The organism is Alteromonas sp. LOR, from assembly GCF_000753865.1.
GTDB lineage: Bacteria > Pseudomonadota > Gammaproteobacteria > Enterobacterales > Alteromonadaceae > Alteromonas.
Window position 1 is genome coordinate 23,468 of the sequence record NZ_JQFW01000040.1, and the last position, 23,155, is coordinate 46,622.

The 23,155-nt window shown below is 45.5% G+C and carries 17 protein-coding genes; 9 read left to right on the forward strand and 8 right to left on the reverse strand.

Annotated features, from left to right (window positions below; genetic code table 11):
• Positions 1-177 precede the first annotated feature (177 nt).
• Positions 178-696, forward strand: coding sequence for a YgjV family protein (locus JV36_RS0112595; protein ID WP_032095156.1), 519 nt, complete (start codon positions 178-180; stop codon positions 694-696).
• Positions 697-824: 128 nt separating this feature from the next.
• Here the strand turns inward: JV36_RS0112595 and purU are convergent, their stop codons facing one another.
• Together purU and thpR are read right to left on the reverse strand one after the other, a co-directional pair.
• Positions 825-1,679, reverse strand: a complete 855-nt coding sequence (gene purU / locus JV36_RS0112600) for a formyltetrahydrofolate deformylase (RefSeq protein WP_032095157.1) — start codon at positions 1,677-1,679, stop codon at positions 825-827.
• 123 nt (positions 1,680-1,802) lie between these two features.
• On the reverse strand, positions 1,803-2,507 hold the full coding sequence (gene thpR / locus JV36_RS0112605; protein ID WP_032095158.1) for an RNA 2',3'-cyclic phosphodiesterase: 705 nt from the start codon (positions 2,505-2,507) through the stop codon (positions 1,803-1,805).
• A 204-nt stretch (positions 2,508-2,711) separates the two neighbouring features.
• On the opposite strand from thpR, the gene hrpB reads away from it, so the two are divergent.
• The 3 genes from hrpB to JV36_RS0112620 all read left to right on the forward strand — a co-directional run bounded on the left by hrpB (position 2,712) and on the right by JV36_RS0112620 (position 8,301).
• Positions 2,712-5,351 carry an ATP-dependent helicase HrpB gene (hrpB, locus tag JV36_RS0112610; RefSeq protein WP_032095159.1) on the forward strand — a complete coding sequence of 880 codons (2,640 nt, stop codon included), beginning with the start codon at positions 2,712-2,714 and terminating at the stop codon, positions 5,349-5,351.
• A 463-nt stretch (positions 5,352-5,814) separates the two neighbouring features.
• Entirely contained in the window at positions 5,815-7,098 is a 1,284-nt protein-coding gene (locus JV36_RS0112615; protein WP_032095160.1) for a GGDEF/EAL domain-containing response regulator, read from the forward strand.
• A 9-nt stretch (positions 7,099-7,107) separates the two neighbouring features.
• Complete coding sequence (locus JV36_RS0112620; RefSeq protein ID WP_032095161.1) at positions 7,108-8,301, forward strand: HDOD domain-containing protein; 1,194 nt, start codon at positions 7,108-7,110, stop codon at positions 8,299-8,301.
• A 194-nt stretch (positions 8,302-8,495) separates the two neighbouring features.
• On the opposite strand, the gene JV36_RS0112625 is transcribed toward JV36_RS0112620, so the two are convergent.
• On the reverse strand, positions 8,496-9,737 hold the full coding sequence (locus JV36_RS0112625; RefSeq protein ID WP_052010083.1) for a lytic murein transglycosylase: 1,242 nt from the start codon (positions 9,735-9,737) through the stop codon (positions 8,496-8,498).
• Between the two features lie 248 nt (positions 9,738-9,985).
• On the opposite strand from JV36_RS0112625, the gene mrcB reads away from it, so the two are divergent.
• On the forward strand, positions 9,986-12,346 hold the full coding sequence (mrcB, locus tag JV36_RS0112630; protein WP_032095162.1) for a penicillin-binding protein 1B: 2,361 nt from the start codon (positions 9,986-9,988) through the stop codon (positions 12,344-12,346).
• A gap of 273 nt (positions 12,347-12,619) precedes the next feature.
• Here mrcB and JV36_RS0112635 read toward each other — a convergent pair whose 3' ends face one another.
• The 3 genes from JV36_RS0112635 to JV36_RS19275 form a co-directional block, all read right to left on the reverse strand.
• Entirely contained in the window at positions 12,620-12,931 is a 312-nt protein-coding gene (locus tag JV36_RS0112635; RefSeq protein ID WP_032095163.1) for a hypothetical protein, read from the reverse strand.
• A gap of 508 nt (positions 12,932-13,439) precedes the next feature.
• Positions 13,440-14,360: a DUF808 domain-containing protein gene (locus tag JV36_RS0112640; protein WP_032095164.1), complete on the reverse strand. Its 921-nt coding sequence runs from the start codon at positions 14,358-14,360 to the stop codon at positions 13,440-13,442.
• Between the two features lie 104 nt (positions 14,361-14,464).
• A complete protein-coding gene (locus JV36_RS19275; RefSeq protein WP_152561509.1) occupies positions 14,465-15,352 on the reverse strand; it encodes a hypothetical protein in 888 nt (295 codons plus the stop codon).
• Between the two features lie 404 nt (positions 15,353-15,756).
• Here JV36_RS19275 and glnK point away from each other — a divergent pair, with 404 nt between their 5' ends.
• The 4 genes from glnK (at position 15,757) to JV36_RS0112665 (ending at position 20,422) form a co-directional block, all read left to right on the forward strand.
• Positions 15,757-16,095, forward strand: coding sequence for a P-II family nitrogen regulator (glnK, locus tag JV36_RS0112650; RefSeq protein WP_032095165.1), 339 nt, complete (start codon positions 15,757-15,759; stop codon positions 16,093-16,095).
• A 32-nt stretch (positions 16,096-16,127) separates the two neighbouring features.
• Positions 16,128-17,375, forward strand: a complete 1,248-nt coding sequence (locus JV36_RS0112655; RefSeq protein WP_032095166.1) for an ammonium transporter — start codon at positions 16,128-16,130, stop codon at positions 17,373-17,375.
• Between the two features lie 289 nt (positions 17,376-17,664).
• Positions 17,665-19,347, forward strand: coding sequence for a gamma-glutamyltransferase (gene ggt / locus JV36_RS0112660; protein WP_152561510.1), 1,683 nt, complete (start codon positions 17,665-17,667; stop codon positions 19,345-19,347).
• A 148-nt stretch (positions 19,348-19,495) separates the two neighbouring features.
• Positions 19,496-20,422 (forward strand): Dyp-type peroxidase, encoded by a 927-nt coding sequence (locus JV36_RS0112665; RefSeq protein WP_032095168.1) that lies wholly within the window; start codon positions 19,496-19,498, stop codon positions 20,420-20,422.
• A gap of 21 nt (positions 20,423-20,443) precedes the next feature.
• Here JV36_RS0112665 and JV36_RS0112670 read toward each other — a convergent pair whose 3' ends face one another.
• Both JV36_RS0112670 and hemL read right to left on the reverse strand, forming a co-directional pair.
• Entirely contained in the window at positions 20,444-21,526 is a 1,083-nt protein-coding gene (locus JV36_RS0112670) for an adenylate/guanylate cyclase domain-containing protein (RefSeq protein ID WP_442853192.1), read from the reverse strand.
• A gap of 348 nt (positions 21,527-21,874) precedes the next feature.
• Positions 21,875-23,155: a glutamate-1-semialdehyde 2,1-aminomutase gene (hemL, locus tag JV36_RS0112675; protein ID WP_032095169.1), complete on the reverse strand. Its 1,281-nt coding sequence runs from the start codon at positions 23,153-23,155 to the stop codon at positions 21,875-21,877.

Consider the following 23,155-nt stretch of genomic DNA (forward strand, 5'->3'; position numbering starts at 1 on the left):
TGTGATTTACCCTTGCCAGTGGAGGGCGTGTAAACCAACGCGTCTAACTCGTATGCAATTCATCGAAATTGATTAAATTTTGATTGCATTTTTAACCTTAAAAATTACACTGCGCTCGTTCCATATCGCTATCGTTTATAGCGCCTTTTTACCCCCTGTTTTTTTAAGTGAAGCGCGATGTTTGAATTTTTACTGCATGCTTTTCCAGTGGCTTTCGCACTGGGGTCTTTCTGGTCTAATACCGAGCGTAAATTGCTCCTATTAAATCTAGGGTTGTGTGTGGCTATTGGCTCTTTATTGGTATTTGAGCAGGCGTGGGGAGGTGCAATAGTTATTACGGTGGCGGGACTGAGCACCAGTTATCGATTGATCAAGCAAAAGTTACTGTCTCCCATTGCTACTTACGTAACATTGATAGGCATGATGTGCCTCGTGCTTACCGTAAATAACCTAACGGGTAAAACGTCCTTTATTGAAACCATGCCTGTGTTTACGTTTATGGCATACCGGTTTGGTGAACTACATTGTAAAGAAGCAGGTCTGAGAATCTGTATGATAGTGGGGTCTATTAACTTCACCTTGTACGGCATTATCACCCAAACATGGGGACTCGCAATCACAGAAGCACTCTTTGCGGTATCGAACCTGTGGTATTACATGAAGCTTAGACGGGCCATGCGCGTAAGCCCGGTATAAAAAAGGGCTTATTTAAAAGCCCTTTCTACGAGTGATTCTTTGTCGGCGCTGTTTATTGGCAGTGCTTATTTGCAGTGCTAGGGATTAAGCGAACGCCTTTCACGCAAATGTTGCTGAACTACATTGGCTTACGCAAAAACCACTGTTTTATTACGGTGAATAATAACCCTGTCTTCTAGGTGATATCGAACCCCGTGGGCTAATGCCGTTACCTCGCAGTCCTTTCCTTTGCGTACCATGTCATTGGCGCTGTCGCTGTGACTGATGCGTTTCACGCTTTGCTCAATAATAGGGCCTTCATCAAGGTCTTTCGTCACATAGTGGCAGGTGGCACCAATCAGCTTTACGCCGCGATCGTAGGCCTGCTGATAGGGTTTTGCCCCAGCAAAGCTAGGCAAAAAGCTATGGTGAATATTTATCGCCTTGCCTTGTAACTGCTGACACAGGCTATCTGGCAGAATTTGCATAAAGCGCGCAAGCACAGTCAAATCGATGGCGTATTCGTTAAGCAGCGTGGATATTTGAGCAAACGCAGCCTCTTTGCCAAGTGCTTTAAAGTCAACCCAATGAAAAGGGACTTTGTACCAGTCGGCAAATTGTTTCATTTGCGGGTGATTACCAATAATAACCGGAATGTCACAATGCAGTTCACCTGTATGCCAGCGGTGCAGTAAATCAACTAAACAGTGAGATTCCAAACTGCCTAGTAGCGCTACTCGCTGTTTTTTCGATGAATCGGTAAACTTCCAATTCATCTGGTATTCATTTGCTAAGGGCGTAAATTCTTCAACGAAGCTTTCTGCATTCAGCGTTAAAGAGCTCGCGCCTATTTCGTGGCGCATAAAAAAGCGACCGGTTTGCAGGTCGGTATGATGGCTTGCTTCCACGATGGTGGCATTGTGGTCGGCTAAAAACTGAGACACATTTGCGACCAGACCAACTTGGTCTGGGCAATCAATAACTAATTTATAAGTTTGTTGCATGAATATAGGCAGGTTCGAAAAACGTCACACCTTTTTACCTGTCAATGGTAGGGATGTAAAGGGCTTAGCGCTGTCTCTTTATACTACACGGTGTGCAGACATCGCCAAGGTAGCTTTATGGCGTCAATCTGTGATGCCCCTTCTCAGTTTTTCTCTAATTGAAATATTGTGCTCGAGTGACCAAGAGTCACGAATGGGGTAGGCCACACCTTGAGGCGTAGATACAGACTCGAACAAATGAAACGCGCTGGCCTGTACATCAATACTTGGAGCAAAAAGTGGCAGAGGCAATGTAGATGTTGCTTTTCTCACCATCGTGATGTGCGGCTTATACTCTTTTCCCTCTACTTCAATACCAGCGCTTCTCGCACTCTTTCGTGTCAGCTTTGCTAAGTTCATAAGCTCATTGGGCGGCGAACTTGGGGCGCTAAATAATATTTTAGGGCCGTTCCATATACCAGTCTCATCAAGTGTAAGCGTAAAGGGTTCAGCGGTTAGCGCATCTAACTCAGCCATAAGGGCTTCATGTTGGCGATGATCGATGTCGCCCAAAAAGCAAAGTGTCATATGGTAATTAGCTGCAGGAACCGCGTAAGGCACCCCCGGCTCATTATTGTTAATGCCTTTGTTAACGGCGCTTTTTGTTTTTTTACTCCGTGTCTTGCCTTTATTTTTATTGCGTATACCGGTATCTGTGCCTACGTCGTTGCTTCTTATCATGCTTTTCGTCATGTGCCGAGGCAATACTTCGGGCATTGCCTGCTGCCGCCAGCTATCTAAAGCGAGCTTTTCTGACGCACTTAAATCTAAACCTATAAAACAACGCATTCTTTATCCTTTGAGCTTTTATATTCAACATGCCCTAATCGCTATGCAATTAGGATAAATCCAGATCAGATTTTGAGACAGTATACGACGCTAGCAGATAGCGATGAATGCTGTAATATGCCCTCAACGATTTGCTCTCATAAATCGCCTTAGGTCATTACCTTAATTCAGTAGCTTAATTCATTACCTTGATTGAACGTCCTTATGTTAGATAACTTATCTCATTTACCCGCATTTTCTCTAGTTGACGGGTTAGCCAAAGAAATTGCTACCAATAATGTCGTGATTGGTGCGCCCCCTGGTGCAGGTAAATCTACGGTACTGCCTCTGTCACTGTTAAATACAGATCTTACTGGCAAAATATTGTTGATGCAGCCAAGAAGAGTGGTGGTAAGGAATTTAGCAGACTATTTAGCCAAGCAGCTTGGTGAGTCGGTGGGGCAAACCATAGGCTATAGAATACGGGGTGAAAGTAAGGTTAGTGCACAAACTCGTATTGAATTAATTACTGAGGGCATACTGACACGAATAATTCAAAACGATCCTGAGTTAACAGGCGTCAGCGCAATTGTCTTCGATGAGTTTCACGAGCGCAGTATTCACAGCGACTTCGGCTTGGCACTTGCGCTAGAAGTGCAAGCGGGGCTTCGCGATGATTTACGTATTCTTGTTATGTCGGCTACTCTTGCCTTAGAGCCCCTTAGTCGCTTACTTGAAAAGCACAGTGCATTGCCTATCAGTCACCTGAATACTCAAGGGCGGGCCTACCCCGTTGAGGTTTTCTATTACAAAGATACCTTTGCAAAAGACATTGTGGTGAATACCACGCAGGTGGTTAAAAATGCCGTAACACGTCACGACGGTGATGTGCTGGTATTTTTGCCAAGTCGCGCAACGATAAATGCTGTTGAGCGAGAGCTTAATTCGTTCAGTCAAAGTCAAGATATAGCGGTGTGCCCGTTATATGGCGCGTTGGGGAAAAGTGCACAGCAGCAAGCGTTAGTAGCAGATAATGAGGGCCGAAGAAAAGTTATTTTGGCGACCAATATTGCTGAAACCAGTTTAACCATTGAAGGGGTTAAAGTGGTAATTGATAGTCTTTGGGAAAATATTGCACAGTACCACCCGGCAAGTGATATGACACAAATCACAATGCAGAGAATTTCCCAAGCCTCAGCCACACAAAGAGCAGGACGAGCGGGGAGAGTCAGTGAGGGAGAGTGTTATCGCCTGTGCAGTCAAGAAAGTTTTGAACGCCTTGCGCATCACAGTGCAGCACAAATTGAAAGAGAGGATATTAGCAGCTTTTTGCTCGACACCTACGCATGGGGAAGTAAGCCGAATGAGTTAGCGTTACTTACGCCGCCCACTGCCACTCAAGAAGCGATTGCTCAGAAAAAACTGCAGCGCATTCACTGTATTGACGAGGGCCTGTCGATTACAGCTTACGGAAAAAAGGTCGCAGAGTTACCTTGCCAGCCACACCTTGCCAATCTCCTTTTGGTTTGTCAGAACACAAATCCGTCTCTTGATAAATCAATGCAGGGCTTATTCAAAAATACAGCAACAGGCTCACTAAAGAAGGCAATGCAGGCAGCCGCTCCTTTTGTAGTGGCATTGAGTGAGAGCGGAACTCTCGGGCAAAATACACCGCTGGTGAGTGAACTGCTTCGTACATTGAGTGCAGCAGAACGGACACAAATAACCTCGCAAGCAAAGCGTTATGCGCGCTTTGTTGGCATTGAAGGTAATAGTTTATCCATCTCTGCACTAGACGATGACGCTATTGGTTTGTGTATAGCCATTGCGTATCCACTGCAGGTGGCATTTTTACGAGAAGCGAAAACTGCATCGCACCAAAGTACAAGAAAAGCAGATGGGTCCGGCCATATTATTCAAGACTATAAGCTAGCAAGTGGAAAGGGGGCGCAAGTTAGCGGCTTGTCATCGAAATCTCCGCCTCAGTGGTTGGCTGTGCTACATGGGCAGCATATTGAAAATACAGTGAAAATTCGTCAGGCTCAGCCTATTTCAGAGTCACTGCTACGAGGCATATTTCCACATGCGTTCAATCAGCAGCAGCGCATCAGATTAAATCGTGTCAGCGGTTTAATGGAAGCGCGCACCATAACCGGGTTTTATGATATCGATTTAGACACTACGCCGGTCTCAAAAGATACGCGCTCAAAAGATAGTGCATATTGGGAGCAGGCTACTGTTGAGGCATGGTTAGGCTACCTTGAATCCCTTGTGCTTAAAGAATGGCCCTTATCTGAAGCTGACTGGCAGTGGTGGCGTCGAGTTAAATTAGCTGCACAGTACGAGTTACCTCAGCCGCAGTCCTTTGGTGAAGACGCACCGTGGCCTAAATCGTTAAATGATGTTGTTCACCAGGCCAAAGAGGGGCTTACCGGTCATTTAGCGCGATGTTCATCGTTAAAAATGTTGCATAAACTGCCTTGGAAAACGGCGCTCAATAATGGACTAACCTGGCCCCAGCAAGATGCTCTTGCAACACTCTTGCCTATGACGATGCGCATTCCCACCGGGCGAGAAGCTGCCCTAGACTATCGAGAGAGCGGCGATGTAGTGCTGTCCGTTAAGTTAACGGAAATGTATTCTCAGTCTGCACCTATTGTTATTGGCAATGGTCGCATAACAGTGGTGTGTGAATTACTTTCTCCCGCCGGACGGCCGCTTCAAACCACCAGTGATCTCGGTACATTTTGGGAGGGAAGTTATAAGGAAATTCAAAAAGAGATGAAGGGGCGCTACCCTAAACATTTTTGGCCAGACAACCCCGCTGTATCAAAGCCGACAACGAAAACTAAAAAGCATTTATAGAGAGGTCGTGCTGTTCTTTGCACAATTCTTTCATCGACGAAATTTTCACCGACGAAAATTTCACCGACGAAAGTTGTATGTTATTGCATACCTTTTAAGGTTAGCATTCACCCTAAGCACTCCGTGTGAACCTGTAATCTGATTGTTATCTGTTCTTTTTCACGTTGTTACTTGAATATTCACTCTTTGAAATCAATTTTCTGAGCGTATTTTTTCGTTTTGTGTCGCAAGTGTCATAAATGTACTATATTAATTTATGGCGCGCTTGCTTTTTTAGGTGATAAAATAAGCAGTGGAATAAATATAGCGCGTTTTTTGCGATACATGGCATTTTATACGTAACGCGTATTGAAAGCGTGTTGAGTCAATGTGAATAGCCTAAACGCTATCCACGTTGTGTGAATCAACATTCATTTGGTTAGTTGGCATTGTTAAGGGGCAACAGTAAGGCGATGAGTAGACAATGAAGCCTGAGCTGCATTCAAAGATTTTGCTCGTAGACGATGAAACCAGCGTGCTTCGCGCATTAAGTCGCGTACTAACGTATGCGGGTTACCAGGTCATTACGTCCTCTTGCCCGAAAGATGCCTTAGCTATGGTTAAAGCTCAATCTTTCGATGTCATTATTGCTGACTACCGTATGCCAGAAATGAACGGTGTCGCTTTTTTACGCAAGTCCCGCCCCCATCAACCTTTTGCCTGTCATTTTATATTAAGCGGTGATGCCGACATTGATGACGTTATAGAGTGCATGAACGATGATGTGGCAGAGCGCTTCTTGCGCAAGCCGTGGGACAATAAACGTCTGCTCGATGAAGTGAGTATCGGTGTTGAAAAGCGGCATAAAAACCACCTTCTTAGTGTGATGATGAACAATCAACTGCAAAAGCAGCACCCCAATGAGTCAAAGGATCTTTCTGTAATAACCTCGTCTACTGCTAACGGTTCACAGGCTCACTCCAGTCAAAATAACGAGCTACTAGAACGACTAAAGTCTGCCATTTTTGAAGATGAATTTAGTTTGGTTTACCAGCCGAAAGTATGCGCAAAAACGGGAAGAATTGTCGGGTTAGAAAGTTTATTGCGCTGGACGAGTGCGGGTTACGGCTCAGTATCACCAGAGATTTTTATTCCAGTCGCCGAAGAGGGAGATTTTATTCAAGAGATCGGCGAATGGGTGTTAAGAGAAACGGCACGGTTTCAAATACGATGGCAAGCATTTACTTTGCTAGATGGGTTTAAGCTTGCTTTCAATGTATCGCCAAAGCAGTTACACGATGACAAATTTGTCGATGTTGTAAAGGCCTTGATAGCTGAGGGAAACCTAGTTCCAGAAAATTTGTGTGTGGAAATAACGGAGTCAGCCGCTATCGAAGACTTCGATGGCTGCTGTAAACAGCTTAAGAGGTTAGAAAAGTTAGGTATTGACGTTGCCATTGACGATTTTGGTACCGGACATACTGCTATCAACTATCTTCTTAATTTGCCGGCTCAAGTGGTTAAGATAGATCGGAGTTTAATTGCCGGTGTAGATAGTGAAGAAAAGTGCTACAACGTGGTAAAAAATTTAGTGTCAATGGCCCAGTCAATTGGCATGAAAGTGGTTGCCGAAGGTATAGAAGTATCTCAGCACGCGTTGTGTTTACGGGATATGGGGTGTGAAGAATTGCAGGGCTATCTTTATAGTAAGCCGCTCGCAGAAGAGCCCTTGTTGAAAGTGCTGGCACAACAGCCTTATTTAATCTGAGGAGATAGGATGTCGAGTAATCAGGTTGTCATTGTTGATGATGAAGAGCTGATCCTTAAATCGTTGAAAAGAGCGTTGAGACGATTAGCGCCCTCATGGTCAGTCCACCTTTTTGATTCCCCAAAAGAAGCCCTTGATAAACTACAGCAGGGTGAAATAAAACCAGACCTCGTCATGTGCGACAGACTTATGCCAGGAACACGAGGTGACGACGTTTTGCTTGAGTGCAGAACTCACAACCCAGAGGCTATTCGTCTATTAATGACCGGTGATACTCGGGTTGATATGAAGGAGATAGTTGCTTCAAACGTGCATATTTTCATTTCGAAACCCTTTGAGCACGGCGATATTAGCGACGTACTCAATCGAGTGATGCGCATAAAAGCACTCCCCTTAACACATTCAGTAAGGCAGGCCCTTGGAAGGTTAAAAGGGTTGCCGGTACTTAATGAAACCTATCAGAAGTTAGACAAGCTTCTTAAGTGTGAGGACGCCGAACTTGATGAAGTGGCCAGGGTAGTAGGAAAAGATCCAACGCTGGTGGCAAATGTACTTCAAGCCGCAAACTCTCCTTTTCTTGGGTTTCGCGGGCAGGTCTCCTCTGTAGATAAGGCAGTGAAACGACTGGGTCTGAATACTATTGCATCTATAGCGGTTGCCTCTAGCTTGAGTCAAACCTATAGCATTGACAGCAAAATGCACCGAGATGTCGTGGTACGTGCACTTTCGTCTGCCTATATTGCAACTCGACTGATGCAGTTGCGTGGCTTTTCGCGAGAGCAGGCAGAGTATTCATTTTCGATGTGTTTACTTGCTTCTATTGGCGAACTGTATTTGGTGGATGCGCCTGAAACGGCAAATGATGTGGGGCTGCAGTCATCAACGAAGCCCATTAGTGCACTTATCACCTACTATCTTCTTACCGTATGGGGCATAGAGGAGCGATTGGTGGAAGATATTCTTTCGGCGTCATGTGAGGTGGCAGAAAAGTCGGAAGAGCTAGACGATTCAGAAGAGGCAAAAGAAGCAGAAGGGCTAATAGCATCTCAAGTCTTTTATCTCGCCCGCCGCTTGGCGTGCGAAGATTTTGATGAGGCGCTGACGGATGTACTAAATATGGGAGATTTTGCCCAATGGTACCCAGCACTTAATGCGCTTAAAGAAAACCCGCCTGAAGACATTAACTTAGCTGCGCCTCAGTAATCACTGATAATTGAGCCTATCGTGTTGAGGTGAGGCTGAGATGACACTCATCACACACAGAACTGAGCAGCCATGGTACATTCAAAATACGGGTTAATCCGAGGTATTGGTTAACCCGAAATACTGGTTATTTCAAACTAGTACCGATGGCTGTCAGCGCCTTCTGAGTGAGCAATTATCTGTGCAAACTGGTATCAAGAGTGTTTATCTAGCGTAACATCAAGAGCGCTCATTACGTCTAGCCCTGGAAACCCATCAGCAATCATACTATTCGCTATTTGATAATTGCGAATACCTTCGCGGGTGGCGGGCCCTATAATTCCGTCGGGCTTACCTACATCGAAGCCCAGAGTATTGAGCTTGCTTTGTAGCGCAATGATGTCCTTTCGGCTGTAAGCAGGAAGGTCTGGCAATGTGGCTTTTATACCTGAGGCTCCGGTGATCTTATCAGCTAAAACACCGACTGCGATGGCGTAAAACTCAGAATTGTTCCAACGCATGATCACTCTAAAGTTTTTATAGGCGATAAATGCAGGCCCTTCGTGACCGGCAGGTACGATGACATAGGCAGAGGTATCTGCATTACCCAGTTCGCTGCCGTCTGCTCGCATTACCCCAAGTGCGTTCCATTCGCTAAGAGGCTGGCGGTTTTTGTAGCCAGAAAGTCGATAGTCAAAGTTCTCAGGTAGCGTAATTTCCCGCCCCCATCGAAAACCGGCGTCCCATCCTAAGCTTGCAAGAAAGTTAGCAGCAGAAGACAGTGCATCTTCTTCACTGGCCCATAGGTTAATCTGTCCGTCGCCATCACCATCTATGGCGTAATGGGTATATGCCGAGGGCATAAACTGAGTGTGCCCCATGGCGCCTGCCCAAGAGCCTACCATTTCTTCCCTTTCTAGCTTTTCTCTTTCAAACAGTTTAACCGCTACTAAAAACTCTTTTGTAAAATACGTGCTGCGGCGCTTATCGCAGGCTAATGTGGCCAGTGAATCGAGTACCGGCATCTTGCCTTTGTAGTTGCCAAAGTTTGTCTCTAACCCCCAGAATGCCAGCAGATAATGTGGCGGCACGCCATACTCGTCACTTAATTTGTGCAGCAAGGTTTTGTGCTTCGCGTACATTTCTTTGCCTTTATTTGTACGCCACTCGGTGACTCGTTTACTGAAGTAACCCGGAAAGGTCTGCACGAACTCGGGCTGACTTCTGTCGTACTTAATCACGTTATCTTGATGTACCAATGAAGGAAAAATGGCATCTATGGTTTGTTGGCTAACGCCTTGTTGCATCGCCTCTTTTTCAAGCGCCGCTGTGCAAGACGCGAAGTTTTCGTTCGCGCTGGCAGATGAAATAGAAAAGCTGGTAAACAACACGGCTAAAGAGACAGATGCAATTATCCGTGTTGCTGAAAACGCAGAGCGACTCGCCACAAATGGCATTGTCGAATGAAAAATTGATGATGAAAAAGCTGAACGCATAGTAAATTTCCTTTGTTACTTGCTTGCATGCTATCGCATTGTGACTGCAAAGTGCGAGCTAAATTCCATTGTAGGTCAGGGTTTCGTGCAGCTGCTGTTGTTTAGATGGTGGTTAGCTGTTGTTGCATCAAGGGCGCAGTGGTAATGTTCACTGCATAAATTTAAGGGACGGTAAGCGGTACGCGCTTACCTTTTTATGGCGCTTCCTCGTGGCAAAAAGACAATCAAGTAACAGCTCAACAGCAAAAAAGACAGCAAGAAAAAGCAATTCAAACACAAAGCAAAAAACCAAAGGTAGTTGGTTATTCGGTGCATTCTGGCGACTATCATTAGTTGCGCTTGTGGTACTTGGTGCATACGCATTCTATCTTGATGCACAAATCAAAAAAGGCTTTTCAGGCAATAAGTGGGAAGTGCCTGCACAAATTTTTGCGCGCCCGCTAAGCCTAAGTAAAGGTGAAGAAATCACACCTTCAGAGGTCATTGATGAGTTAGACCTTTTAGGCTATCGAAAAGTGGCATTTGCCAACAATAGTGGTGAGTACAGCTATCAAAATAGAGTGCTAACTGTTCAGCGCCGAGCGTTTCAGTTCCCAGAGGGAGCAGAGCCTTTAAGACATCTGATTGTCACTTGGGATGGCGCGAGGGTGTCTGAAATTTACGATAAAACGGAAGAGCGACCGTTTGGCACAATCAGACTTGAGCCATGGCTGGTAACTCGCATGACAAGTGGTTCTAGTGAAGATCGCATGTTGGTGTCACTCGATACTATTCCAGAATTATTGCCAAAAGCCCTGACGTTGGTAGAAGACCGTAATTTTTATAATCATCACGGGGTAGCCCCGCTTTCAATTGTGCGTGCCTTGGTGGCGAATATCGCTGCCGGAAGAACCGTACAAGGCGGCAGCACGCTAACCCAACAGCTGGTTAAAAATATGTTTTTAACCCGAGAGCGATCGCTAGTTAGAAAAGCGAAAGAAGCGATAATGGCGGTGATTATCGACGCTCGATATAGCAAATCTGAGATAATTGAAGCCTATTTAAACGAGGTCTTTTTAGGCCAAAACGGCAACATGGCCGTGCATGGTTTCGGCTTGGCAAGCTACTTCTACTTTGACAGACCTGCCAATGAATTAAGTGTTCCTGAAATTGCGACCTTAGTGGCTATTATCAAAGGGCCGTCTTATTACAACCCTCGAAAATATGCAGAGCGCACTAAAGAGCGAAGAGACTTGGTTTTGCGCATGTTGTTTGACGAGAATGAAATTAATCGCGATGAATACGAACGTTACGTGAATAGGCCTCTTGGCTTAGCGAGCGGCGCGAGTTTAGCCAGTGGAAAGCACCCTGCGTTTATGGAGCAAGTGCGTAGAGAGCTGAACGAAATATTAGCAGAGCCCAGTTTAAGAGATTCAGGGGTTAAAGTATTTACTACCCTTGATATTGTTGCACAGCGTCGTGCGGAGCGGGCACTGTCCACTACCTTAGATGGACTTCAAAAAGACAGAAAGGCTGCACTACAGGGCGCAATGGTGGTAACCGATAGCGCAACTGGTGAAGTAAGAGCGATCATCGGTGATAGAAACGTCGCGTATAAAGGTTTTAATCGAGCGTTAGATGCCAAGCGTCCCATAGGATCGTTAGTGAAACCTGCGGTATACCTTACTGCCCTTGAAGACCCCACTCAGTTTAATTTGGCAACGCCGCTTGAAGATAAGCCCATTACCCTTGAAAGTAAAAACGGTAAGCCGTGGTCGCCCAAAAACTACGACAAGGAATTTAGAGGGCAAGTGCCATTATTGCAGGGACTAACTGAGTCACTCAACATTCCGACCGTAAACTTAGGAATGCAGGTGGGCTTAAATACACTGGCCGATACCATAGAGCGCCTTGGGGTGAGTACACCGCTAGAAAAAGTGCCTTCAATGACACTTGGGGCGTTTGAGTTAACCCCATTTGCTACCAATCAAATGTATCAAACCCTGTCTAATGATGGACGCTATATTCCACTGCACACAGTGACTTCGGTAGTGACATCGGAAAACGCGCTGCTGTGGAAAAAAGCGGAGTTTTACTCTCAACGAGTAGATGAGGCGGCCACCTACCTGTTAAATTACGCGCTTTATAAAGTAACCACAGAAGGCACGGCAAAGCGAGTTGGGGCCACCTTTGGCAGCGTTAATATGGCCGGTAAAACGGGTACGACGGACGACTATCGCGACAGTTGGTTTAGCGGTTTCGATAGAAATCATGTGGTGACAGTTTGGGTGGGTAATGATGACAATAAATCGGTTAATTTAACCGGCGCTGGCGGTGCACTGCCGGTGTTTGTTAACTATATGAAGTCACAAGCGCCCAAATCACTTTCCAGAAGATTTCCAAGAGGATTAGGCATTGCCCACTTTGATGCAAAAACGGGGGCAGTGGTTGTTGCAGGTTGTGCTGGTAGTTTGAGCGTTCCGGCCATACTAGATGTACTTCCTGAACCTGAGCAAGACTGCAGAGGGCGTCCAGTAGACGATGCCAAAGACGGTAAAAAGAAAAGCTGGTGGGAACGTATATTTGGATAAAAAAATGCTCCAGTAAGAAGATAGAAAGCAAATATTTACACTAGGGTTCTTTATTCCCTAAGGAGATTCCCTAAGGAGGGCTAATACCTGTTGAGTAATGTCTATCTTCTACCGGAGCTAAAAGCCCAGGGAGGCTTGGGGAACAAAAATGGTTAATGTCCTTTTTGAAAAAACAGGCGCGCGGTCGAAAAAGCGATAGCGCTAACTGCGAAAGCAATGAAAGGACCAAGTACTAACATCAGTAAGGTACTGGCAGCAATCATGACTATCTCCTTACGCATCGTTATCGTCAGAAGCTTCAGGTGAATCCTCTGAAACCGCAGGCGCTATCAACATATCCACAACTTGTATATCCGCAATCAATGTCGTTGACTCGTCTGCGTCAGGCTCGAAGGTGTGGCTTGCCGTCATAACGTCAAACGTAATACGTGTTGAAGTTTCTTGTCTCACTTCGTTAATGGCGCTTGCCACTAAATAATCGGTATGCGACTGCAGCGCAGACACATTGTCGTTAGCCATTGATGATGCGCTGAAAGTACCAGAAGTCAGTAGTAATGCAGTGATAAGGTTGCGACGCGTAAACATAATATTTTCCTATTAATAAAAGTTGAACACTGCACTGATACATACTGCGTGGCAGCTTTCGATATTGTTAAAACTCGTAATTCTTAACGTAGAGCACGTTTCTTTCTCATTACCATTAACGTATTGCGAGTGTTGTGCCACTTTTATTATTCCATTTAACTGTATGATTTTATTGATTTAGTTTGGTTTGGCATAAAAGGGGGTGAACGAGAGAGGAATAGTGGAAGACTAAAAAGTAGTGTTTTTGAAACTGACTTGGTGAAATTCGCCAACCTTAATTTGGTCAATTGAATCTACTCAATGAAATGCGGTCTATGCCTACCAAATATGGCCTACCAGATTTGCCTTTTGGATTTATTCTATTGGATTGACTCTACTACAATAAGGTAAGAAGTAAGGTAAGAAGTAAGGTAGGGACGGAATACCACAACGAGGTACGAGAGAAGGTTAGCCTTCCTTGCCACAAGGCTAACGATCAGCACGCTTATAAATTCGGTTGCAGTAAAAGCTACGATGAAGCTTTAAGCTTAGAAATGGCTGCTACCGCAAAAGCAATAATAGCTCCCGCCACCACGCCAACTGCCCCATCGGCTAAAATAGACATAGCAAAGTCAGCACTGGGCATTAGCTCTGTTGCCCACTGGGTTACGTGATGCAAAAAACCAATACTGTGAGTGAGGATACCGCCGCCAACGAGGAACATGGCTATGGTGCCTACCACCGCAAGGGTTTTCATAATAGCCGGAGCTGCTACAAGAAGAGTTCGTCCAATTAAGCGCTGCATGGTGTTCATAGTGCCGGTTAGCGACTTGCGCAGCATATAAAGACCTACATCGTCCATTTTTACCAAGCCTGCTACCAGTCCATACACACCAACCGTTATGGCTAAGCTCAATGCAATTAGAACGCCCACTTGGGTTATTAATGTTGCGTCGCTAACGGTGCCTAAGGCAATCACTATAATTTCAGCTGACAGGATAAAATCGGTGCGTATTGCGCCCTTTATCTTTTTTTGCTCGAAGGCCACCATATCAACATCTTCATGAGCAATGGCTTCTATTCGCGCTTCCCGTTCTTGAAGTTGATCATCGTGAGGAAGATATTTGTGCAACAGTTTTTCAGCCCCTTCAAAGCATAAGTACAGCCCGCCTAACACTAACAGTACGGTAATGAGCGAAGGGACAAAGGCACTAATGGCTAGGGCCGCAGGCACCAATATGGCTTTATTCAGCAACGACCCTTTTGCCACAGCCCACACAACAGGCAGTTCTCTGTCTGCTTTAATACCTTGCACTTGGTCAGCGTTTACCGCCAAGTCGTCACCCAAAACGCCAGCGGTTTTTTGGGCCGCTACTTTTGACATGGTGGCAATGTCGTCCATTAAGGTGGCAATATCGTCGAGTAAGGCAAGTAGATTAGCTCCAGCCACAGATTATTCCTTTTTAATGAGAGAGTTATTAAATTATTGGGCTACTAGGGCAGAATACGCCGTAATGCCAATGTTTGGCAACACAACATTACGGTAGCAATGTGTTAATTAGTTTGCTCATCGTTTTCAGGTGTTTTGTTAATTCGGGCATCGATAAACCGTTTGTGCTCATTTCTTTTCGAGCATCTTAAGGTGCCTCCAGCCATTGTGCTAAGCGCAGTAAAAAGTTTATTAGTTGTGCTTGTGCAATTGACTATTTTAACTGGACGCTGACTATATAGCTTCTCATCTCTATCCTCGCCTTTTCTAGGGTCGATAATGTTTGGGCTTCTTTTTTTTGCTGCATATGAAGAGGCAGCATTAGCTGATTCCTCGCCAATACGGGCTTCATTATAGCTGTCTAAATAGTCGGCTGCTGCCTGTGCGCTAGACACATTTAAACGACCGGCTTCACGGTTGATGAGGGGCTTCGAAACTTGAGGAGAAGGTTCTTCAAAAGATGCTTCTTTTGAAAGTGCCTCTTTTAGCTGTGGTGGGTGAGCGTCTGGCAAAAGCTTGGTTTCTGAAGGCTGCTTGGGCTCAGCGTTTGGCTTGTCCGGAATGTCAGCCGTGCTAGAAGTCTGTATTTCGCTGTCTGCTGATTCCTCCTCGCTTGCATCTTCATTGACTACCTCTGACGTTCGCTTGTCTACCACTTCCCTGTCTACCACTTCCTTGTCGACTGCGTCTTTGTTTAATAAATTACTGGGCTCAACAGTTTTTTTGGCGGGTGGCTGAAACAGCACGGCCTGAATTGTGGGGGCAGGGGAAAGCTCAGTAATAGCCGCTTTCTTTTTTTCAATACCATATTGGCTTACTACAACAACTGTGATGATTGCCCCAGTATGAATAAGCAGTGACGCCAATGCGGTACGCCATGCATAACGCTGTTTGCGTGCATGGTCTTGTAAGGGGCGCTCGGGCGCGAAAAACATCGCTGTATTTGTGCTCATTAGAACTAACAGACCCAGTAACCTAATGATAGTTCCGCTTTCGCGAGCTTTTGTAAGCTGCGACGTTATGCTCTTTTTCTCCTTCGATAAACAGACCCGGTTTTGTGCATCAACATTAAACAATTCGCTTTACCTGAAAAGCCCGTAAGCGCTGATAACGGGATATGAAAAGGTCAATACGCGCTCCTATTCGTCTTAATTTATGGTGAATTGACCTTGTGCGCGTCATTGTTGGGCATTCTTTCCGCGCTGCACCTTATTGGTGCGTTGTTTTTGATTTATCTTCCTCTGATTTCGATTATCTATCTGATTTTAATGCATAATTATTTGTGGCATGGCTCTTGGTATAGTAATCGTCAAGTACGCATTTTTGCAGAATAATCACAATAAACTGGGAGCATCACATGAAATTAGTCACTGCTATCATCAAGCCGTTCAAGCTAGATGATGTTCGTGAAGCCATTTCAGAAATCGGGATTGACGGTTTAACCGTTACCGAAGTAAAAGGCTTTGGACGTCAAAAAGGTCACACCGAACTCTATCGCGGCGCGGAATACCAGGTAGATTTTTTACCGAAAGTAAAATTAGAAATTGCCGTACAGGACGATCAGGTAGAGCGTTTGGTCGAGGCCATCGTTGGTGCTGCTAAAACAGGCAAAATTGGTGACGGTAAGGTCTTTGTGTACGACCTAGAACATGCCGTTCGTATTCGAACTGGTGAGTCGGATACCGACGCGCTGTAAGCCACAACGATATTTTTGCGGAGAAAACCATAATGGAAATCACTTTTGAACTTGGGTATGCGCTAGATACCTTTTACTTCTTAATTTGCGGCGCGCTAGTTATGTGGATGGCTGCAGGTTTTGCAATGCTTGAAGCTGGCTTAGTTAGAGCCAAAAACACCACTGAAATTTTGACTAAAAACATCTCGTTATTTGCCATAGCCTGCACCATGTATATGGTTTGCGGCTACGGAATCATGTACGGCGGTGGCGATTGGGGTCCTTTCCTTAGCGGCATCTTAAGCGACGGCGCAACAGGTGTTTCAGAAGACCCAGCAACCTATGCGCCTTCTGCAGACTTCTTCTTCCAAGTCGTCTTCGTTGCCACTGCTATGTCTATCGTGTCTGGTGCGGTTGCTGAGCGTATGAAGCTATGGGCTTTCTTAGCCTTCACTGTGGTAATGACTGGTTTCATTTACCCAATGGAAGGTGCATGGACATGGGGCGGTGAAGCTGTATTCGGTCTGTACACACTTGGCGATTTAGGCTTCTCAGATTTTGCAGGCTCGGGTATTGTTCACATGGCAGGTGCAGCAGCTGCACTGGCGGGTGTGTTAATTCTTGGTGCTCGTAAAGGTAAGTACACCGCAGATGGAAAAGTCAATGCTATTCCAGGTGCTAACTTGCCTCTAGCAACCCTAGGTACATTTATCTTGTGGATGGGATGGTTTGGGTTCAACGGCGGTTCGGTACTTGCTACTGCAACGGTTGAAAGCGCAAACTCTGTTGCTATCGTATTTATGAACACTAACGCAGCCGCAGCCGGTGGTACTATTGCTGCGCTTATCGTAGCGCGTATCTTATTCGGTAAAGCTGACTTAACAATGGCACTAAACGGTGCGTTAGCCGGTTTGGTTGCTATTACTGCAGAGCCTTCTACGCCTAGCCCATTAGAGGCAACCTTATTCGGTGGTCTTGGTGGTATCTTGGTAGTACTTAGCATTGTTGGTCTTGATAAGCTTAAGATTGATGATCCAGTAGGTGCTATCTCAGTTCACGGTGTTGTTGGTTTACTTGGTCTTCTACTTGTTCCAATTACTAACGACGGTTCAAGCTTCTCTGGTCAGCTTATTGGTGCGGCAACTATCTTTGTTTGGGTATTCGTAGCCAGCCTAGTAGTGTGGTTAGCGCTTAAAGCAACGATGGGCATCCGTGTTACTGAAGAAGAAGAGTTTGACGGTGTAGACATGAGTGAATGTGGTTTGGAAGCATACCCAGATTTCACCAGCGGTCGTTCATAAACACACGGACCAATTTACATTGATGTAGGCAGCGACAAAAACATAATAATGCCTAATTATCATCACTTAAGCCTCGCATTTGCGAGGCTTTTTTCGTTCTGCGATAAACCTAGGCGTATTGCGCCTTAAACGCTACACTAGAAATGGAAATTCAAAGAGGTTTCGACACGAAGCTGCCAGTTAAAAACGTAAGCACACCAACATTGTTTATAAAAAACGTGCTTTGGATTAAAAGGGAAACGACGGGACTACGGTGATGATAGCTAAAATAACACACTCACTTTTCACGATGACGTTCGCAATTACACTATGCAGTACGCTTTGTATATCGTCTTCACACGCATATGACAGAGTAACGGGCAAGCCATTTGCCAGCCGGTCGGAGGTTATAGCGCAGCACGGCATGGCGGCAACCAGTCAACCCTTAGCAACGCAGGTCGCTCTGGATGTGCTTAAGCAAGGTGGAAGTGCTGTCGATGCTGCTATTGCAGCAAATGCTATGCTTGGCTTAGTAGAGCCTACAGGTAGTGGTATAGGAGGAGACTTATTCGCCATTGTATGGGATGCCAGTGAACAAAAGCTAGTTGGCTTAAATGCATCAGGTCGTTCTCCCCGTTCACTGACTAAAGCGGTGTTTGCAGAGCGCGGATTGAACAAAATCCCTAAGTTTGGTCCCTTACCTGTATCGGTTCCTGGTGCGGTAGACGGCTGGTTTGAGTTACATGAAAAGTTCGGCAAGTTGCCCATGTCTACTCTTTTGACTCCTGCCATCGAATACGCAAAAAATGGCTTCCCAGTTTCCGAGCTAATCGCGTATTACTGGCAAATGAATAAAGACAGAATAGGCCACTACGATGGCTTCGCTGAGACCTACCTCATCAACGGCAATGTGCCCAAAAAAGGCGACATATTCAAAAATCCTGGGCTTGCGGTTTCCTATGAAAAGATAGCTACCGGCGGCCGTGATGCGTTTTACAAAGGAGATATTGCTCGCGCCATTGATGCGTATATGGAAGCTCAGGGCGGATTTCTTTCTTATCAAGATTTAGCGTCTCATACATCACAATGGGTTGAGCCAGTATCGGCAAATTACCGTGGTTACGATGTGTGGGAACTACCTCCAAACGGACAAGGTATTGCCGCACTGCAAATCCTCAATGTGCTCGAGCGCTACGATATAGAAGGCATGGGGTTTAACTCTGCCGATTATATTCACACCTTTGTAGAAGCCAAAAAGCTCGCATTCGAAGATAGAGCAAAGTTTTACGCTGATCCCGACTTTAATGATATTCCTGTAGATTGGTTAATCTCTAAAGAGTATGCCAAAAAACGACAGGCGCTCATTGATATGGAAAAAGCAGCGTCCCGGGTAGATGCAGGTATTTATGAGGGCGATACTATTTATCTAACTGTGGCAGACAAAGACGGCAATATGGTTTCGCTAATTCAAAGTAATTATCGCGGAATGGGGTCGGGTATGACGCCGCCCGGCTTAGGCTTTGTACTGCAAAATAGAGGTGAAATGTTTACGCTAGAAGAGGGACACTACAACGAGTATCGCCCAGGCAAACGTCCCTTTCATACCATTATTCCCGCATTTGTTACCCGAAACGGTCGTCCCGTGATGAGCTTTGGGGTAATGGGTGGTGGCACACAGCCACAAATGCACGCACAAATCATCGTTAATATTCTGGATTTTGGTATGAACTTGCAAGAAGCAGGTGATGCACCACGGATTCTCCACAGTGGCTCAAGCAGTCCTACGGGTGAATTAATGTTAGACGGCGGCTATGTAAGCTTAGAGTCAGGATTCGATGAGGTGGTGCAGCGCGAGCTTATGGAGAGAGGCCATAAACTCCAGCGTGTGGTGGGTGCATTTGGCGGCTATCAAGCCATTGCTTGGGATGCTAAAAAAGGCGTGTATTTTGGCGCTTCTGAAAGCAGAAAAGATGGACAAGCTGCAGGGTATTAAGCACACTGACAATACTCGTCACAGCAAGGGATTTAACCGCCTGTAACAGGATTCGTATAACATCTGTAATAACGGTTAATAAGCGCTGTTTGAATGAGTAGTTTTTATAAGTGCTTTAAGAAAACTTCAAATAATAACAAGAGCTGCAATGACACAACCACAAAAAGGCATATGCGCAGAGCCAAATTTGCATGCGCAATATTTGATGCTCAATGTTGTCGATGAGGACAGCGAAGCCGTAAGAGCAAAATTAGCGAGAGTGCTCGATATTTTCGAGCACTTTGAAAATGAGCATTACGAAGCCATGGTTACCGGTGTTATTGCGGTGGGAACCAGCTATTGGGCCGATGTTTATCCCGGGCTAATCCCCGTTGAGCTTGCTCCTTTCCCCGATATGCAATGTGAAGACAGAAGCGCGCCAACCACACCTTGCGATTTGTTTATTCAAATTCGAGCAGACCGGCTAGATATTTGCCACGCCGTTGGTATAGAGGTGATGGACTTACTGCGCATTCACGTTGAGTTGGTAGAGCAGGTACGGGGTTTTCGCTATCTCGACGGTCGCGACCTCAATGGCTTTCTTTATGCTACTGACAACCCTAGAGGGATGGCCCGCAGAAAGGTCGCTATTATTAGCGAAGAGGACGACCCCGATTTTCAAGGGGGAAGTTACTTGCATGTGCAGCGATATCGACATGATCTTAGGCGCTGGAATAGTTTGTCTGATAGGCAAAAAGAACAGGCCATGGGAACCACTCAGCAACACAATCTGCCAAGTGTGGAGCAGTCTCAGTCGTCACACTGCGTTCGCGCCGTAAGCGCATCTGCTGATGATGAAACGTCTAAACTTATGAAGCAAGGTATGCCCTATGGCGATATGGCATCTCAAGGCTTGTTTTCTGTCTGCTGTAGCGCAAGCGCGCGACCCTTTAAGCATATGTTACAAAGTCAGATATACGGCAACGGAGAAGGGGATTACGACCGGTGGTTAGACTTTACAAGTGCAGAGACCGGTGCTGCATTCTTTGCACCCTCTGTTAACTTTATAAAAGCGCAGGCTACCCTATCGAACTGACACCTCTCTATTGCACCACTTTTACTGAAGCACTAGGGCGCCATCCCAGTCGTCATCTAAATCTATATTTCGATAAATACGACATACGTCAATATGGTGATGGGCTAGGGTATCATTTGGATTAACTGCCAATGCGGTTTCAAAGTAGGCAATCGCTTCATCCCACTGCTTGTTAATACGACATGCCAAGCCCGCTGCAATTTTGGCTTGCACAGAAATACGCGCCGCTTGCTCAACGTTGCTGAGATGACTTAGTACCTCATAAATTTCAATCGGCGCTTGACGGCCTTTTACCCGAACCCAATCGAGTAAGCGGGTCTTAATGGGATAGCCTGCCCCTAAGGTTTGCAGTACTTGAGCACTCACAATAATATCGGCTTGGTATTTCGGCGTCAGTGCTTCAAGACGCGATGCAATATTAACACTGTCGCCAATTACTGTGGTGTCCATGCGATCGTCGGAACCTACCGTGCCCATGATCACATTTCCAAAGTGTATCCCAATACCCATGTTGACCGCAGCGTAGTTGCTGTTCTTTCTATGTCCGTTATATATGGTCAGTGCTTTTCTTAAATCTAATGCAGCGTTTAAAGAGTCGATGGCTTTATCTCTCGCTGTGCCACCTGGGTGGTCGAATAAGGCCATAATGCCATCACCCATGAACTTGTCGATAAAGCCACTGTTTTGATGAATAGGGTCGTTCATGCGGGTAAAGTATGAATTAAGGAAATTCATTAACTCTTGAGGTGTTATGCGTTCAGAAAAGCCAGTAAATCCTCTAATGTCGCAAAACATAATAGCGACTTCATTTTCTGAGGCATAGCCTAAACCAAGGTTGTCTACATCGGTATTGGCCATGTGCTCTACAAACTGCTTGGGCACAAATTTTTGAAATGTTTGATTTAATCGCAGGGCCTCATCAGCCGCTTCTTGAAACCGAAGCTCTTTTTCAATACTTAAGTCGGTATTGCGCCTGTTCTTTTTGAACTGCGTAACTCGTCGTGCAAATCTTCGACTGCGCTTAATAAGCAGTATCGTGATGACGGCGCTATAAATGAGGAGTAGAACTATCCCTATTCCTAAAAACCATTCCATAGAAGACATTCGCTATTCTTATTCAAAGTGACTTTATAATGAGAATGAAGACATCAATACAAGATAGTGTGAAAATTTAAATACTAAAAATACAATACAAAAATGTAGCTCAGAAATGTAGTACAGAAATTTCGAAATCTTGTGAGTGCCTGCTTATGACTAAGGTAAACGTATACTGTAGTGTAATTCAAGTGAACATTAGTTGAGGAAAGAGATTGGTCAAAAAAAGGTATTTAATAATAAAGAGATTAGCTATTTAAGGGCCGATAAATGATTACTAGAGAGCACAACATTTATGTGCTCTCTAGGTATAGCTGCTCTGTGCATAAATACAATCAGGGCTACTACACAAATGCCTTAAAGCGTAGCAAATACCTTATCTGCAGCCGCTAGTGTTTTTTCTATAACACTGGCATCGTGGGCTTTAGATACAAATCCTGCCTCGTAGGAGGCCGGGGCTAGGTATACACCCTCGTTCAGCATGCCGTGATAAAACTTATTAAATTGCTCGGTGTTGCAATTAATAGCCTGTTTATAGTTCGTCACCTTCTCAACGTCGGTGAAGAATATCCCAAACATACTGCCTGCAACATTAGTAGTTAGACTAATATTGTGCTTGTCGGCCAGTGCCTGCATGCCATCTACCAACGCCTGCGTATTCTCAAAAATTGAGTCATAGAGGTCTTCTTGCTGCAGTTGTTCCATAGCTGCAAGGCCAGCGGCCATTGCTACTGGGTTACCCGACAGCGTTCCCGCCTGATAGACAGGCCCTGTTGGGGCTATGTGCGTGATAATATCTTTTCTGCCACCAAAACAACCTACCGGCATACCGCCGCCAATCACCTTGCCAAGGCAGGTAAGATCAGGCTTAACACCATAACGTTCTTGAGCTCCACCGCGAGATACGCGGAAGCCTGTCATGACTTCGTCAAAAATAAGTACGCTTGAATACTCATCGCATACCGCACGAAGGCCCTCAAGAAAGCCTTCCACAGGCGGAATACAGTTCATGTTGCCAGCCACTGGCTCTACAATAATACAGGCAATGTCATCGCCATGAGCTTTAAAGATCTCTTTAACCGATTCAATATTGTTATATTCAACGGTAAGCGTATGTCCCGCCACATTATCAGGTACGCCAGGAGAGCTTGGTACACCCAGTGTCAGTGCACCTGACCCCGCTTTTACTAACAACGAGTCGGCATGCCCATGATAGCAGCCTTCAAATTTTACAATTTTGTTGCGGCCCGTATAGCCACGTGCCAGTCGTATTGCTGACATTGTCGCTTCGGTGCCTGAATTTACCATGCGCACCATCTCCATTGACGGCACCATTTTGCTCACCGTTTCAGCCATAATGACCTCGGCTTCGGTTGGCGCGCCAAAAGATAACCCGCTGTAAGAAGCCTCTATAACGGCCTCTCTTATTTTAGGGTTGTTGTGCCCTAATACCATTGGGCCCCATGACTGAATATAGTCAATGTACTGTTTACCGTCTACATCCCACATGTATGCGCCATCTGCTTTCGTAATAAAGCGAGGTGTTCCACCTACCGCTTTAAAAGCACGCACAGGTGAATTCACACCACCTGGAATGGTGATTTGAGCTCGGGCAAATAGTGTTTCAGATTTTGTCAT

Bases quoted from the DNA above. Each gene is read 5' to 3' on its own strand.
- JV36_RS0112595 (WP_032095156.1), top strand. From the start codon at position 178: ATGTTTGAATTTTTACTGCATGCTTTTCCAGTGGCTTTCGCACTGGGG.
- purU (WP_032095157.1), bottom strand. From the start codon at position 1,679: ATGCAACAAACTTATAAATTAGTTATTGATTGCCCAGACCAAGTTGGT.
- thpR (WP_032095158.1), bottom strand. From the start codon at position 2,507: ATGCGTTGTTTTATAGGTTTAGATTTAAGTGCGTCAGAAAAGCTCGCT.
- hrpB (WP_032095159.1), top strand. From the start codon at position 2,712: ATGTTAGATAACTTATCTCATTTACCCGCATTTTCTCTAGTTGACGGG.
- JV36_RS0112615 (WP_032095160.1), top strand. From the start codon at position 5,815: ATGAAGCCTGAGCTGCATTCAAAGATTTTGCTCGTAGACGATGAAACC.
- JV36_RS0112620 (WP_032095161.1), top strand. From the start codon at position 7,108: ATGTCGAGTAATCAGGTTGTCATTGTTGATGATGAAGAGCTGATCCTT.
- JV36_RS0112625 (WP_052010083.1), bottom strand. From the start codon at position 9,737: ATGCCATTTGTGGCGAGTCGCTCTGCGTTTTCAGCAACACGGATAATT.
- JV36_RS0112635 (WP_032095163.1), bottom strand. From the start codon at position 12,931: ATGTTTACGCGTCGCAACCTTATCACTGCATTACTACTGACTTCTGGT.
- JV36_RS19275 (WP_152561509.1), bottom strand. From the start codon at position 15,352: ATGAGCACAAATACAGCGATGTTTTTCGCGCCCGAGCGCCCCTTACAA.
- glnK (WP_032095165.1), top strand. From the start codon at position 15,757: ATGAAATTAGTCACTGCTATCATCAAGCCGTTCAAGCTAGATGATGTT.
- JV36_RS0112655 (WP_032095166.1), top strand. From the start codon at position 16,128: ATGGAAATCACTTTTGAACTTGGGTATGCGCTAGATACCTTTTACTTC.
- ggt (WP_152561510.1), top strand. From the start codon at position 17,665: ATGACGTTCGCAATTACACTATGCAGTACGCTTTGTATATCGTCTTCA.
- JV36_RS0112665 (WP_032095168.1), top strand. From the start codon at position 19,496: ATGACACAACCACAAAAAGGCATATGCGCAGAGCCAAATTTGCATGCG.
- JV36_RS0112670 (WP_442853192.1), bottom strand. From the start codon at position 21,526: ATGTCTTCTATGGAATGGTTTTTAGGAATAGGGATAGTTCTACTCCTC.
- hemL (WP_032095169.1), bottom strand. From the start codon at position 23,155: ATGACAAAATCTGAAACACTATTTGCCCGAGCTCAAATCACCATTCCA.